Genomic DNA, 13,881 nt, shown 5'->3' on the forward strand with positions numbered 1-13,881 from the left:
CAACAAGTACTTTTTAGCACTTTCGCAGTAGTATTAGTCTTATCACTCTTGATAAAGCTCTTGTGACTTTTAGTCTTTATTTTATTTCTCTATGAAAGGTTACTCATGAAATACATCATTGCATTCTTAATCTCTATGATTCCCTTGGTTGAGCTCCGTGGAGCCGTTCCTGTTGCTATCGCCTCAGGTATCCCTTGGTGGCAAGCCCTTATTCTTTGTGTTATTGGGAACATGATTCCAGTTCCAATTATCTTCTTCTTCGCCCGCCGTGTTCTCGAATGGGGGGCAGACAAACCTCTAATTGGTGGCTTCTTTACCTGGTGTCTTAAAAAAGGTCACAGTGGTGGGCAAAAACTTGAAAAAGCTGCCGGAGATAAGGGGGTCTTCTGGGCCCTCCTCCTTTTTGTGGGAATTCCACTTCCAGGAACAGGAGCCTGGACTGGTACCCTAGCAGCATCTATCCTAGATTGGGACTTTAAACGTAGTGTTATTGCCGTTATGCTGGGGGTTATCCTTGCAGGTATCATCATGGGAACACTCTCTCTTCTACTTGGTGTAAATACCTTCGCTCATTAATTACTTTGTTAACGTCTGGGGCATGCTCAGATGTTTTTTTTATAACAACAAAAAAGAAGTTACGATTCATTTACGTAACTTCTTTCTTTTTATCTAGCAACTAGAATTAGTTGTTAAGTGCTGCTGCCATTGTAGCTGCAACTTCTGATTCAAAGTCGTTAGATGCTTTTTCGATACCTTCACCAACTTCAAAGCGAACGAATTCTACTACTGAAGCGTTTACTGATTCAAGGTAAGCTTCAACTGTTTTGCTGTCGTCCATGATGTAAACTTGAGCAAGAAGAGTGTAAGCTTGGTCAACTTTAGTGTTGTCAAGCAAGAAGCGGTCCATTTTACCTGGGATGATTTTATCCCAGATTTTTTCTGGTTTACCTTCAGCAGCCAACTCAGCTTTGATATCTTCTTCAGCTTGAGCAAGAACAGCATCAGTCAATTGAGCTTTAGAACCATATTTAAGGTGTGGAAGAGCTGGTTTGTTAACCATTGCACGGCTTTCGTTATCTTGATCGATAGCGTGGTTAAGTTGTGCCAATTCATCTTTAACAAATTGTTCATCCAATTCAGTGTATGAAAGAACAGTTGGTTTCATCGCTGCGATGTGCATTGAGATTTGTTTTGCAAGAGCATCATCTCCACCTTCGATAACTGAAACAACACCGATACGTCCACCGTTATGTTGGTAAGCTCCGAAGTGTTGTGCATCAGTTTTCTCAACAACTGCAAAACGACGGAATGAAATCTTTTCACCGATAGTAGCTGTAGCAGTTACGTATGCAGCTTCAAGAGTTTCACCTGAAGGCATAGTCAATGCAAGTGCTTCTTCATTGTTAGCTGGTTTACCTTCAGCAATTACTTTAGCTGTTTCGTTTACCAACTCAACGAATTGAGCGTTTTTCGCAACGAAGTCAGTTTCAGCGTTAACTTCAACAACTGCTGCAACGTTACCGTTAACGTAAACACCAGTCAAACCTTCAGCTGCAACACGGTCAGCTTTCTTAGCTGCTTTAGCCATACCTTTTTCGCGAAGCAATTCAATCGCTTTTTCGATATCACCTTCAACTTCAACCAATGCTTTTTTAGCGTCCATGACACCAGCACCAGATTTTTCACGCAATTCTTTAACAAGTTTAGCTGTAATTTCTGCCATTTTGTTTTTCTCCAAATTTATTTTATCAAACTAAGGGGCAGGGCTGAGCCCCGCCCCTTAGGTGTTTGTCGTATCTTAAGTGGGCATATAGCCCTAACCAATCTTAAAGATTAGTTGTTGTCACCTTCGACAACTTCAACGATTTCTTCGATTGAATCAGCTGCAGCTGCTTCTTGGAAATCTGCAGAAGCATCTTCACCTTGGTTACCTTCGATGATAGCATCAGCCATTTTTGAAGTGATCAATTTAACGGCACGGATAGCGTCATCGTTAGCTGGGATGATTACATCGATCTCATCTGGATCAGCGTTTGTATCAACCATCGCTACAACTGGGATACCAAGTTTTTTAGCTTCTTTAACAGCGATTTGTTCTTTGTGTGGGTCAACGATGTAGATTACATCTGGAATGCGAGGCATATCTTCGATACCACCCAAGAATTTTTCAAGACGTGCACGTTGTTTGTTAAGAAGTGCAACTTCTTTCTTAGGAAGAACTTCGAAAGTTCCATCAGCTTCCATTTGTTTGATTTCTTTCAAACGAGCGATACGTTTTTGGATAGTATCCCAGTTTGTAAGAGTACCACCCAACCAACGGTGGTTGATGTAGTATTGACCAGCACGAGTTGCTTCTTCAGCTACTGCTTCAGCTGCTTGTTTTTTAGTACCAACGAACAAGATTACTGCATCGTTAGCTGCTGCTTCACGAACGAATTCGTAAGCTGTATCAGCCATTTTTACAGTTTGTTGCAAGTCGATAACGTGGATTCCGTTACGTTCTGTGAAGATGTACTTAGCCATCTTAGGATTCCAGCGACGAGTTTGGTGACCGAAGTGAACACCAGCCTCAAGAAGTTGTTTCATTGAAATTACTGCCATGAGTATTTCTCCTTAAAAATTGTTTTTTCCTCTTCTAAGCTTTAGACTTGCAGTCCCACCCTGCGGCAACAAGACCACAATCGGCTTAGAATGAGTATTTGTCACTTTACGCAACTATAATAGTTTATCAAAAAAAGTGACATTTGACAAGCTCTAAAACCAGTCTGACCATTAGAAAAATCCCCTCTCATTAAAATTGCAATCGTTTTCTTTGAGGTTGATGAGTATTTTGTTTATAATTAGGCTATCAAAAATAGAGGAGGACATTATTTTGTCATTAGTCGGAAAAGAAATTATTGAATTTTCAGCACAGGCTTATCACAACGGGGAATTCATTACTGTTACAGATGAAGATGTTAAAGGTAAATGGGCGGTCTTCTGCTTCTATCCTGCAGATTTTTCATTTGTCTGCCCAACTGAACTCGGTGACCTTCAAGAACAATATGAAGCTCTTAAATCTCTTGGTGTAGAGGTTTACTCTGTCTCTACCGATACTCACTTTGTTCACAAAGCTTGGCATGATGACTCAGATGTTGTTGGAACTATTACTTATCCTATGATTGGGGATCCTTCACACCACATCTCACAAGGTTTTGATGTTCTTGGACAAGATGGTCTCGCACAACGTGGTACATTCATTATTGATCCAGATGGTGTTATCCAAATGATGGAAATTAACGCTGATGGTATTGGACGCGATGCAAGTACTCTTGTTGATAAAGTCCGTGCTGCTCAATATATTCGTCAACATCCAGGTGAAGTTTGTCCAGCTAAATGGAAAGAAGGAGCTGAAACACTTACTCCTAGCTTAGATCTTGTAGGTAAAATTTAACAACCAGGGGGTATCCATGGTCTTAGATAAAGAAATCAAGACACAATTAGCGCAGTATTTAAATTTACTAGAATCTGATATTGTATTACAAACAGATTTAGGGGATGATGATAATTCTCGTAAAGTAAAAGAATTTCTAGACGAGATTGTTGCTATGTCTGACCGCATTAGTCTTGAATCAACACATTTAAAACGTCAACCTAGTTTTGGTATTGCACAAAAAGGGCAAAAAAGTTGTGTTATTTTCTCAGGCTTACCAATGGGCCACGAATTCACATCTTTCATTTTAGCTCTCTTGCAAGTTTCTGGTCGTCCACCTAAAGTTGATGAGGATATTATCGAACGTATCAAGAAGATTGATAAAACCATCGATTTAGAAACTTATGTTTCACTAACCTGTCACAATTGTCCAGACGTTGTTCAAGCCTTTAATATAATGGCTGTTTTAAACCCCAACATCACCCACACCATGATTGAAGGTGGTATGTATCAAGATGAGGTCAAAGCCAAAGGTATCATGTCTGTTCCTACGGTTTACAAAGACCAAGAAGAATTTACTTCTGGTCGTGCAACCATTGAACAGCTTGTAGAAAAATTGGACGGCCCACTTGATGCTGAGGCTTTCGCTGATAAAGGGGTCTATGATGTCTTGGTTATTGGTGGTGGTCCTGCTGGAAACAGTGCTGCAATTTACGCTGCTCGTAAAGGGCTTAAAACTGGGCTTTTAGCAGAAACCTTTGGTGGACAAGTTATCGAGACAGTTGGTATTGAGAACATGATTGGTACGCTATATACAGAAGGTCCTAAGTTAATGGCCCAAGTTGAAGAGCATACAAAATCTTACAATGTTGATATCATCAAAAGTCAATTAGCTACTGGCATTGAGAAGAAAGAACTTATTGAAGTCACACTAGCTAACGGTGCCGTTCTACAGGCTAAAACTGCTATCCTAGCACTAGGAGCCAAATGGCGTAATATCAACGTTCCTGGCGAGGAAGAATTCCGCAATAAAGGGGTTACTTACTGTCCACACTGCGATGGTCCTCTATTTGAAGGAAAAGATGTTGCTGTTATCGGTGGTGGTAACTCAGGTTTGGAAGCTGCTTTGGATTTAGCGGGTATTACTAAACACGTTACAGTCTTAGAGTTCTTGCCTGAATTAAAGGCAGATCAAGTCTTACAAGAACGAGCTGCTAAAACTGATAATCTAACCATTCTTAAGAACGTTGCAACCAAAGAAATTCTTGGTCAAGATCATGTGACTGGTTTGAGTTACGTTGAGCGTGATACAAACGAAGAAAAACATCTTGATCTTGAAGGTGTCTTTGTCCAAATTGGTCTTGTACCAAGTACTGCTTGGCTCAAAGACAGTGGTATTGAACTCAATGAACGCCAAGAAATTATCGTTGATAAATTTGGTTCAACAAATATCCCTGGTATTTTTGCCGCAGGTGACTGTACTGACAGCGCCTACAAACAAATCATTATTTCCATGGGATCTGGTGCTACAGCTGCTATCGGAGCCTTTGATTACTTGATTAGACAATAATCAAAACATACGTGTTAGTAATCTATCTACAACAATTACAAGAAATATAAAGAGGTTGAATGTCTTTCAGCCTCTTTATATTTCTTGTAAATAGGCAGTTTGAACAATCAACCAGCCAATTTGATGAAAGAGACTTGACGAATCTTTGTTTTTTCGATAGAATGGTATCTGTTATGGCGGTATAGCCAAGTGGTAAGGCACGGCTCTGCAAAAGCTTGATCGTCGGTTCAAATCCGTCTACCGCCTTCATAATACGAGGACACCTTAGGGTGTCTTTTTTCATTGTTGCATATAAAAATACCCGAAGCTAGAAACCTCGGGTATTCGTTATTCTTATTTAATGGCTTCAACCAAAGCCTCTGCTTGATTCTGAAGGCTTTCAAGAACTTCTTCAGTTGCTACGAATTTTCCATCCACCCAGGCTGTATCATTTACACGTGTCGCTGTAAAATCACCAACCACATGGGTACGGATAAATGGTAACAACTCTTTGTAGACATCAAAAAGTTGATTGTGACCACCATTAGCAACTGATGACACGGTTACAATCTTATCCTGAAGAGCTGATGGTCCTGAAGGATCTGATAGGTCAAGGGCCCGGCTCAACCAGTCAAGCAGATTTTTTACTGGCCCAGGAATTGAGAAATTATAAACCGGTGAGAAAATCCAGATTGCATCTGCTGCCAAGACCTGCTCTCGAACTTCTACCAAAACAGGAAGAACCGGACTTTCTAAATCCTGATTAAAAACAGGTGCTTGACTATAGTCAAGATAAGAAACATTAGCTTTATCAGCTAGCATTTTCTCAGCTTCTTCTGCTAATTGGTGGTTAAATGATCCCTTACGAAGAGACCCAACGATAAATAGAATGTTTTTCATGATACATTTCCTTTGTATTTCTAACAATTAATAATTAATACTACATAGTAATATATGCGATTTCATTAGAAATATAAAGAAATATGCTCAGACATTCTTAAATTTTTTCAGTAGCTCTACCAACTGTGCCTGCTCTTCAGGTGTCAGAACGGAAAAAGTCTCCTCAATAGCTCGCTGATGTGGGGGGATTGCTGCTTGAATAATACGACGTCCCTCATCCGTCAAATCAACCTCGAAAGCACGCTTATCTGTTTGGCAGGCTTCTCGCGTCAGCCAGCCTTTTTTCTCCATATTTTTAATGACGACAGTCATATTACCGGAGGTAGCAAGCATGCGATCAATTAATTCGCCAATCTTCATACGTCCTTTGGCATTTAGCACGTCCATGACTCCAAATTGAGTTGGTGTCAAATTAAATTCTTTAAAGGTCTCAGAAACCTTGGCATCGATGGTACGAAAAGCCTTACGCATAACTACCATACTTTTTACAGCCATATTTTTATCTAAGTCGCTCATTCTAGTCCTTTCCAAATAGATGCTGTTTTTATTACTCTACCACAGTTTTTCTAAAAGTGGTATATGAAAATGAAAAAATAAGAAAAAAGAGTCCTTAGATATCTAACCAATACCTCAGAACTCTTTCATTTCTAACTATTACGATTCCAAAAAAGGGCTAATAAGATAACAGCACCTAGTACCGAAGGGACTATAGCAGTATCTGCTAACATCGGTCCCCAATTTCCAAAAAGAAGCTGACCAACAAAAGCACCTAGCCATCCAACAAAAGTCTTGCCAATACAGCCCATACGTTCACCCCTATTTGATATAGCAGAAGCAATAAGGCCAATTAGAAAACCAACTATCATACTTCCAATCATGATAAATTCTCCATCATACTTAGATTACCCAATCCCCATTTCGGAAGATTGGTACACGACTACCATCTTGGCGGATACCATCAATATCCATTTGATTTGAACCAATCATAAAATCTACGTGTACATCAGAACGATTAAGACCAGCTTCCTTAAGCTCCTCTTCTGTCATGTCTGCACCTCCCTCAACACTGGTAGCATAGGCTGCTCCAATAGCTAGGTGGTTGGATGCATTCTCATCAAAAAGAGTGTTAAAGAAGGTGATGCCTGACTGTGAAATAGGACTTGGATCTGGTACCAGAGCACATTCACCTAGAGCACGCGCCCCATTATTGTTGAAGACGAGATTCTTCATCACCTCATCGCCCTGGTCCGCTGTGATATCTACAATTTCACCGTCTTTGAAGGTTACCTTGATTCCCTCAATAATATTGCCATTGTAACTTAGAGGCTTTGTACTTGAGACATAGCCATCTGCACGACGAAAATCTGGTGCCGTAAAGACTTCTTCTGTTGGCATATTAGGAAGGAAGCCTTCACCTTGCGCATTGATGGCACCTGCAGACTCCCAAACGTGATTTTTAGGCAATCCTAGAGTCAAATCTGTTCCAGGTGCTTGGTAATGCAAGGCTGAGAATTGTGCCTCATTGAGTAGGCGTGCTTTAGCATCCAAACGTTCAGCATGTTCCTTCCAAGCACGTACAGGATCCTCTTCATAAACACGACAGGTCTTGAAAATTTGGTCCCAAAGTAAATCTACAGCTTCCTCATCACTTGAAGCATCGGGAAAGACCTTCTTAGCCCATTCCTTACCAGCTGCAGCAGCTACAGTCCAACTAACCTTATTAGACTGAGTTGCCACCTGCATAGGTTTAAAGGCCACTCCAGTAGCTTTAGCATGGGCAGATAAACGTTCAGGAGCTACACCATTAAGGGCACCTGGATCTGATGAACGAACACCTAAGCGACTTGCCTTTTTGGCCAACAAATATTCCATCTCAGCTTTTTTATAGGCAGGAACCTCTTCGATGCGGTCCATATCAGCATGCAAGAAGCGCTCGCGATTAATAATATCATCTGACCATTGAACGATTACCTCAGCTGCTCCTAAAGCATAGGCTTCTTTTACTAAGAGGTGAGCTAGCTCTGCTTGTTCTACATCAATGCTCAAGGCCACTGTGTGACCAGGTTGCACATTAATCCCATTAGCAACCAGTAATTTAGCATATTTCTCAAGATTTTCTTTAAAATTTGGTAAAACCATGATTAACTCCTTGAAACTATAATTTTCTATCAGTATACCATAAGACGAAGAAAAAGGTTTCTTCTCAGCTTTGGCTTTTTAGCATCACATGCAGACCCCTAAGTCAAAACCACCCGTGAGAACGGGTGGCTTGCTCTTCGGCTGAAAGCCTCTGCTACCGGCCGAGGCCTAAAGGCCTACCGAATGGTTTCCCTTCAGCACCACCTTTGCTAGCTGACCCGTCTAGCGGGTCTCTTTAAGATTACTTTCTTTTATTCTTCTCACCTGTAAACGGATCATACTCCTCAAACAGACTAAGCTGATCTGCTACCACGTCTTCTTGTAATTGATTACGAATATATTCTTCAATTCGCTTCTGATTTCGCCCAACCGTATCAACATAAAAGCCTCGACACCAAAATTTGCGATTCCCATATTTATACTTTAAATTTGCGTGTCGATCAAATATCATTAAGCTACTTTTGCCCTTTAAATATCCCATAAATGAAGAAATACTTAGTTTCGGTGGTATACTCACTAACATGTGAATATGATCTGGGCAAGCTTCTGCTTCATGAATTTCAACACCTTTTCTTTCACATAATAATCGTAAGATTTGACCAATACTTGCTTTGTATTTCCCATAGATTATCTGACGTCTATATTTTGGGGCGAAAACAATATGATACTTACAATTCCATGTAGTATGTGCTAAACTATTATTATCCTGTCTCATCAGGGGTCCTCCTTTAGTATATTAGTTAGTGGTCGGGAAACCTTATCTAATATAACACTTTAGGGGGACTTTTTTTGATACATCGCTAAAAGCTTTTCGGAACCACTAGCACAGCTAGTGGTTTTCGTAAGACAACAAAAAGAGAACGGAGACTGACTCCATTCTCTCAAAATTGATGACTATTCTCTTTAGCTATTAAAAGAAATCATCAAAAAGACTTAATTGATTATCTTCTGGCATATTTCCTAGGATTCCCATTTCATCCAATTTTTCAACCAAGGTTGATGATAAACCTCCTCGTTTACGCAATTCTGTTTTGGAAAGGAACTCCCCTTCTTCACGCGCAGCAACCACTTGCTTAGCAACGTTCTCACCCAAACCTTCAAGTGCAATAAACGGTGGAATCAAGGTATCTCCTTCAATCAGGAATTCAGTCGCCTGACTCTTATAAAGATCTAACTGGCCAAAGGTAAAGCCACGTTCTAACATTTCATTGACAATCTCAAGCGTCGTAAATAAGTCATTTTCAACATTAGTCGCTTCATTTCGTTGGCGCTTCTCCTTAATATCTTCCATTCGAGCTTTAACAGCATCAAGACCCGAAGACATCGTTTTAAGCTCGAATGCTTTAGCTCGAATTGAAAAGTAGGCACAATAGTAATAAATAGGATGGTGCACTTTGAAATAAGCTACACGCAGGGCCATCATAACGTAGGCTGCCGCATGGGCTTTAGGGAACATGTATTTGATTTTACCACAAGATTCAATATACCAGTCTGGAACATTATTTTCACGCATGGCTTGAATATAGCCATTTCGCTCTTCTTCAGAAATTTTCAACCACATTCCCTTACGCACACGTTCCATAATGGTGAAGGCCATCTTAGGATCTAATCCCGCATGCATTAGGTATACCATGATATCGTCACGACAACCGATAACGGTTTTCAGAGTGGCAATACCTTCCTTGATCAAATCTTGTGCATTACCCAACCAAACGTCTGTACCATGGGACAAACCAGATAACTGTAAGAGTTCCGCAAAAGTCGTCGGATGCGTCTCGTCGACCATACCACGAACAAAGTTAGTCCCAAACTCAGGGATTCCCAACATTCCCGTTGGTGTCCCAATCTGTTCAGGTGTAACCCCCAAAATTTCAGTCCCTGAAAAAAGTTTCATCACATCTGGGTCATCTGCTCGAATATCTTTGGGATCAATTCCCGATAAATCCTGCAACTTACGAATCATAGTCGGATCATCATGTCCCAGAATATCAAGCTTCAACACGTTCTCATCGATATCGTGGAAATTAAAGTGAGTCGTCTGCCAGGCAGCCGTTACATCATCAGCCGGATATTGAACAGGCGTGAAATCATAGACATCCATATAATTTGGAATAACAACGATACCACCCGGGTGCTGACCTGTGTTTCGCTTAACACCAGCAGCCCCCATGGCTAAACGGTCGACCTCGGCATCTCGGTAAAACTTATTGTAGTCACGTTCGTAACCTTTGACAAAACCATAAGCCGTCCGATCTGCAACAGTACCTACTGTTCCAGCACGAAAAGCATATTGCTCTCCAAAAATATCACGAACATCCAAGTGGGCTGATGGTTGATCATCACCGGAAAAGTTCAAATCGATATCCGGAACCTTATCCCCATCAAAACCTAGGAAAGTCTCGAAAGGAATATCCTGACCATCTTTTTTATACTCCGTTCCACATTCCGAACACTCCTTATCAGGCAAATCGAAGCCAGATCCATAAGAACCATCTGTAATGAACTCTGAGTGTTGACATTTAGGACATAAATAGTGTGGCGGCATCGGATTAACCTCAGTAATTCCAATCATCGTCGCAACAAAACTAGAACCGACAGATCCACGCGAACCAACTAGGTACCCACGTTCATTTGAACGGTTAACCAACATCTGCGAAGCCAGGTAAATTACGGCAAAACCATTACCAAGAATTGAGGACAACTCTTTCTCAATTCGCAGGTCAATAATATCAGGCAAAGGATTACCATAGAGCTCAAACGCTCTAGCATATGTCATCTCTGCAACCTGTTCTTCCGCACGATCAATGAAAGGTGTGTACAAGTCTTTTTTGACAACCTCAACCTCTTCAATTTGATCTGCCATAGCCTGCGTATTAGTTACAACAATTTCATAGGCTAAGTCTTTTCCTAAAAAGGCAAAGTCATCTAGCATCTCATTCGTTGTTCTAAAATGCGCTTCAGGTAAAGGAGCAGGTTTCGCATTTTCTCCCTTACCGATTGGCCTATTAATCATTGCTCCTTGTCCCAAAGCACGAACAATGATTTCACGATAAATCGCATCCTCAGGATTGATATAATGTACATTTCCTGTAGCAAGCACAGGCTTGTCCAGACGATTAGCAACTTCAATCAGATCTCGAATCAGTTGTTCTGTAGCCACCTCATCCTTAATTAAGTCCTTCGCAATCAATGGTGCATAAATCGCTGGTGGCATAACTTCAATAAAGTCATAATATTTAGCAACTTCAACTGCCTTGTCAATACCATGAGACAGAAGCGTATCAAAAACCTCACCATCAGCACAAGCAGAACCTACAATGATTCCCTCACGATACTCATCTAAGACCGTACGAGGAATACGTGCTACCCCCTCAAAGTATGAGACATTTGATAAACTTACCAACTTAAAGATATTCTTCAAGCCAGTTTGATTCTGAACATACAGTGTCGCATGTTTAACACGAGACTTTTTATACGAATCTTCAGAAACCAAATCCGTGTTCAACTGTTCCAAATTAGTCAAACCGTGCTTATCAAACACATCTTTTATGAAGATAAACAACAAACGGCCCGTTGCTTCCGCATCATAATTGGCCATGTGGTGGTGATCCAAAGCCACACCAAACCGCTTCGTCAAAGGACCCAAACCATGACGCTTATACTCAGGATAAAGATTTCGTGCAAATTCTAAAGTATCAATAACTGGTTGTGAAATTGTTGGTAACTGATGTCTTTCATAATTGGCATTCATAAAACCAACGTCAAAGGTCGCATTATGGGCTACTAGCACAGTTCCTTGACAGAATTCTTGAAACTCCTGTAAAACTTGGACTAAAGGTTTAGCACCTTTAACATGATTATCAGTAATACCGGTCAACTCAGTAGTAAATGCAGAAAGAGGATGTCCTGGATCTATGAATTCATCAAATTGCTCAATAATATTACCTTTATGCATTTTTGATGCCGCAATCTGAATCAAATCATTATGGACAGCAGACAAGCCTGTTGTCTCAACGTCAAATACAACATAAGTAGCTTCTTTTAATTCCAAATTCTGGGAATTATAAACAATAGGAACTTTATCCTCAACAAGATTGGCTTCAAGACCAAAAATAGCTTTAATACCAGCTTTCTTAGCCCTATGGTAGCCATGAGGAAAACTCTGAACATTAGCGTGATCAGTTATAGCAACAGCTGGATGCCCCCAAGAAGCAGCAGTATCAATAAGCTCTTCCACAGTTGGCATGGCATCCATAGTCGACATGTTAGTATGTGCATGAAATTCCACACGCTTTTGTCCCTCAGGCATCAAATCCTTGCGAGGTGTGTACGAAATCTCTTTGATATCTTGTACATTCATTGTCAGACTATGAGTGAAAGGATTATTCTCAATACGACCGCGAACTCTTACCCAGTTCCCCTTTTTTATCATATCGAACTTAGCAAGCTCATCACTATCTTTGACCCAGCGCTGCATTGCAAAACTAGAGGTATAATCAGTTACCTTGAAATTAATAATAATTCGACCCGTCTTAGTTTCACGTTGCTCTACATCAAAAATATATCCTTCAAAAACAACACGATTCTCTTCAGAATTAATATCAACCATTGGCGTTATTTCAGCCTTATCAAAACTAGCCTGCCGTTGACTTTGTTTCTCAGCAAAATTTTGGGCCAGTTCATTCACAGGTTTCGGTGCTGGAGCACTCTCAAGAATAGATTGAAGAGCCTGTCTTGCCTGAGATTCAGCTTGTTCTTGTAAAGAAACCTTGTTTGTTTCATAAGCCTCTTCTATAGAAGATGACGCTTCCTTATCTTCAAGAACAGAAATTGATACGTCAGATAAACCAACTTGAGAAAGAGATTTAGAAATCAAAGAAATAAATCTATCCTGTAAGTTTTCTTTAATAATATGCGCTGGAGCCTTAACACAAATACTATTATTTGAAATTTCAACCTTTAGATTTGAGAATAAAGAATAAATAGAAAAGTGAGAAACTTTTAAACTATCTAAGGCATATGAAAAATAATCTTCAAGTAAAGAATCATCGCAAGAAGTAGAAAATAAACGAATCTCAAAAGAAGCTTTGGCACCTAAAGAATCGAAGGAAGAATGAAGTAAACTATCAAAAAGCACAAAAGACTCATAAGAAAGAACACTAGGAAAAGAAAAAACAAAAAACCACTGCCGTTTTGATTTAAATAGTTTTACTGTTTCGATAGAACCATCTTTAATTTCTTTAAAAGCATCGTGTTCCTCAGGAAAACGAATTTGTTTTAAGAGAAGCTGAAATTTATCAGACATAAAAAATAAACTCCTATAGACAAAAAAACACTCCTAAAGGAGTGTAACTTATACCGGCGGCCGGGGTCGAACCGGCACGTCCTTGCGGACACTGGATTTTGAGTCCAGCGCGTCTGCCAATTCCGCCACGCCGGCAAAGTATAACTGGGGTAGCTGGATTCGAACCAACGCATGAGGGAGTCAAAGTCCCTTGCCTTACCGCTTGGCTATACCCCAAAAATATAGGCGAATGAGGGGAATCGAACCCCCGAATGTCAGAGCCACAATCTGATGTGTTAACCACTTCACCACATTCGCCACTTTACTAACACGGGCAGTAGGAATTGAACCCACACTGAAGGTTTTGGAGACCTTAGTTCTACCTTTAAACTATGCCCGTAACTATGGAAGGGGAGGGATTCGAACCCCCGAACCCGAAGGAGCGGATTTACAGTCCGCCGCGTTTAGCCTCTTCGCTACCCTTCCAAAATATAAACAAATGGCGCGAGACGGAATCGAACCGCCGACACATGGAGCTTCAATCCATTGCTCTACCAACTGAGCTACCGAGCCATATTGCGGGAGCAGGATTTGAAC

General features: G+C 40.6%; 11 protein-coding genes and 8 tRNA genes (1 of these 19 running past the window's edge). 4 read left to right on the top strand and 15 right to left on the bottom strand.

Annotated elements, in window-relative coordinates; all coding sequences use genetic code 11:
- Nucleotides 1-105: 105 nt before the first annotated feature.
- Nucleotides 106-576: a COG2426 family protein gene (locus LG375_RS06600; RefSeq protein ID WP_002889614.1), complete on the top strand. Its 471-nt coding sequence runs from the start codon at nt 106-108 to the stop codon at nt 574-576.
- A gap of 106 nt (nt 577-682) precedes the next feature.
- Here the strand turns inward: LG375_RS06600 and tsf are convergent, their stop codons facing one another.
- Together tsf and rpsB are read right to left on the bottom strand one after the other, a co-directional pair.
- Nucleotides 683-1,723, bottom strand: coding sequence for a translation elongation factor Ts (gene tsf / locus LG375_RS06605; RefSeq protein WP_002886343.1), 1,041 nt, complete (start codon nt 1,721-1,723; stop codon nt 683-685).
- Between the two features lie 110 nt (nt 1,724-1,833).
- Nucleotides 1,834-2,601 carry a 30S ribosomal protein S2 gene (gene rpsB / locus LG375_RS06610; RefSeq protein WP_002886342.1) on the bottom strand — a complete coding sequence of 256 codons (768 nt, stop codon included), beginning with the start codon at nt 2,599-2,601 and terminating at the stop codon, nt 1,834-1,836.
- A 271-nt stretch (nt 2,602-2,872) separates the two neighbouring features.
- Between rpsB and ahpC the strand changes: the two genes are divergently transcribed.
- The 3 genes from ahpC to LG375_RS06625 all read left to right on the top strand — a co-directional run bounded on the left by ahpC (nt 2,873) and on the right by LG375_RS06625 (nt 5,228).
- Entirely contained in the window at nt 2,873-3,433 is a 561-nt protein-coding gene (gene ahpC, locus LG375_RS06615) for an alkyl hydroperoxide reductase subunit C (protein ID WP_037599758.1), read from the top strand.
- Nucleotides 3,434-3,449: 16 nt separating this feature from the next.
- A complete protein-coding gene (ahpF, locus tag LG375_RS06620; protein WP_225745534.1) occupies nt 3,450-4,982 on the top strand; it encodes an alkyl hydroperoxide reductase subunit F in 1,533 nt (510 codons plus the stop codon).
- Nucleotides 4,983-5,157: 175 nt separating this feature from the next.
- A tRNA-Cys gene (locus LG375_RS06625) sits at nt 5,158-5,228 on the top strand.
- 87 nt (nt 5,229-5,315) lie between these two features.
- On the opposite strand, the gene LG375_RS06630 is transcribed toward LG375_RS06625, so the two are convergent.
- The 13 genes from LG375_RS06630 to LG375_RS06690 all read right to left on the bottom strand — a co-directional run.
- Nucleotides 5,316-5,861: an NADPH-dependent FMN reductase gene (locus LG375_RS06630; RefSeq protein WP_225745535.1), complete on the bottom strand. Its 546-nt coding sequence runs from the start codon at nt 5,859-5,861 to the stop codon at nt 5,316-5,318.
- A gap of 87 nt (nt 5,862-5,948) precedes the next feature.
- Nucleotides 5,949-6,377, bottom strand: coding sequence for a MarR family winged helix-turn-helix transcriptional regulator (locus LG375_RS06635; RefSeq protein WP_002886332.1), 429 nt, complete (start codon nt 6,375-6,377; stop codon nt 5,949-5,951).
- A 131-nt stretch (nt 6,378-6,508) separates the two neighbouring features.
- Nucleotides 6,509-6,739 (bottom strand): GlsB/YeaQ/YmgE family stress response membrane protein, encoded by a 231-nt coding sequence (locus tag LG375_RS06640; protein ID WP_002889604.1) that lies wholly within the window; start codon nt 6,737-6,739, stop codon nt 6,509-6,511.
- Between the two features lie 19 nt (nt 6,740-6,758).
- Entirely contained in the window at nt 6,759-8,000 is a 1,242-nt protein-coding gene (locus tag LG375_RS06645) for an aminopeptidase (protein WP_060973198.1), read from the bottom strand.
- A 241-nt stretch (nt 8,001-8,241) separates the two neighbouring features.
- Nucleotides 8,242-8,715, bottom strand: coding sequence for an IS200/IS605 family transposase (gene tnpA, locus LG375_RS06650; RefSeq protein ID WP_013990678.1), 474 nt, complete (start codon nt 8,713-8,715; stop codon nt 8,242-8,244).
- 195 nt (nt 8,716-8,910) lie between these two features.
- Nucleotides 8,911-13,305, bottom strand: coding sequence for a PolC-type DNA polymerase III (locus tag LG375_RS06655; protein WP_155198532.1), 4,395 nt, complete (start codon nt 13,303-13,305; stop codon nt 8,911-8,913).
- A 51-nt stretch (nt 13,306-13,356) separates the two neighbouring features.
- A tRNA-Leu gene (locus LG375_RS06660) sits at nt 13,357-13,440 on the bottom strand.
- Nucleotides 13,441-13,449: 9 nt separating this feature from the next.
- Nucleotides 13,450-13,521 (bottom strand) — tRNA-Gln (locus tag LG375_RS06665).
- An 8-nt stretch (nt 13,522-13,529) separates the two neighbouring features.
- Nucleotides 13,530-13,602: transfer RNA gene (locus LG375_RS06670), tRNA-His, on the bottom strand.
- An 11-nt stretch (nt 13,603-13,613) separates the two neighbouring features.
- Nucleotides 13,614-13,684 (bottom strand) — tRNA-Trp (locus LG375_RS06675).
- Nucleotides 13,685-13,689: 5 nt separating this feature from the next.
- Nucleotides 13,690-13,770 (bottom strand) — tRNA-Tyr (locus LG375_RS06680).
- A gap of 14 nt (nt 13,771-13,784) precedes the next feature.
- Nucleotides 13,785-13,857, bottom strand: a tRNA-Phe gene (locus LG375_RS06685).
- A 3-nt stretch (nt 13,858-13,860) separates the two neighbouring features.
- Nucleotides 13,861-13,881, bottom strand: a tRNA-Met gene (locus LG375_RS06690) (it continues 53 nt past the right edge of the window).

The organism is Streptococcus sp. Marseille-Q3604, assembly GCF_916619785.1.
In the GTDB taxonomy this organism is placed as follows: domain Bacteria; phylum Bacillota; class Bacilli; order Lactobacillales; family Streptococcaceae; genus Streptococcus.

What these genes read in the sequence shown, in the direction of transcription:
- LG375_RS06600 (WP_002889614.1), top strand. Translation starts at nt 106, where the DNA reads ATGAAATACATCATTGCATTCTTAATCTCTATGATTCCCTTGGTTGAG.
- tsf (WP_002886343.1), bottom strand. Translation starts at nt 1,723, where the DNA reads ATGGCAGAAATTACAGCTAAACTTGTTAAAGAATTGCGTGAAAAATCT.
- rpsB (WP_002886342.1), bottom strand. Translation starts at nt 2,601, where the DNA reads ATGGCAGTAATTTCAATGAAACAACTTCTTGAGGCTGGTGTTCACTTC.
- ahpF (WP_225745534.1), top strand. Translation starts at nt 3,450, where the DNA reads ATGGTCTTAGATAAAGAAATCAAGACACAATTAGCGCAGTATTTAAAT.
- LG375_RS06630 (WP_225745535.1), bottom strand. Translation starts at nt 5,861, where the DNA reads ATGAAAAACATTCTATTTATCGTTGGGTCTCTTCGTAAGGGATCATTT.
- LG375_RS06635 (WP_002886332.1), bottom strand. Translation starts at nt 6,377, where the DNA reads ATGAGCGACTTAGATAAAAATATGGCTGTAAAAAGTATGGTAGTTATG.
- LG375_RS06640 (WP_002889604.1), bottom strand. Translation starts at nt 6,739, where the DNA reads ATGATTGGAAGTATGATAGTTGGTTTTCTAATTGGCCTTATTGCTTCT.
- LG375_RS06645 (WP_060973198.1), bottom strand. Translation starts at nt 8,000, where the DNA reads ATGGTTTTACCAAATTTTAAAGAAAATCTTGAGAAATATGCTAAATTA.
- tnpA (WP_013990678.1), bottom strand. Translation starts at nt 8,715, where the DNA reads ATGAGACAGGATAATAATAGTTTAGCACATACTACATGGAATTGTAAG.
- LG375_RS06655 (WP_155198532.1), bottom strand. Translation starts at nt 13,305, where the DNA reads ATGTCTGATAAATTTCAGCTTCTCTTAAAACAAATTCGTTTTCCTGAG.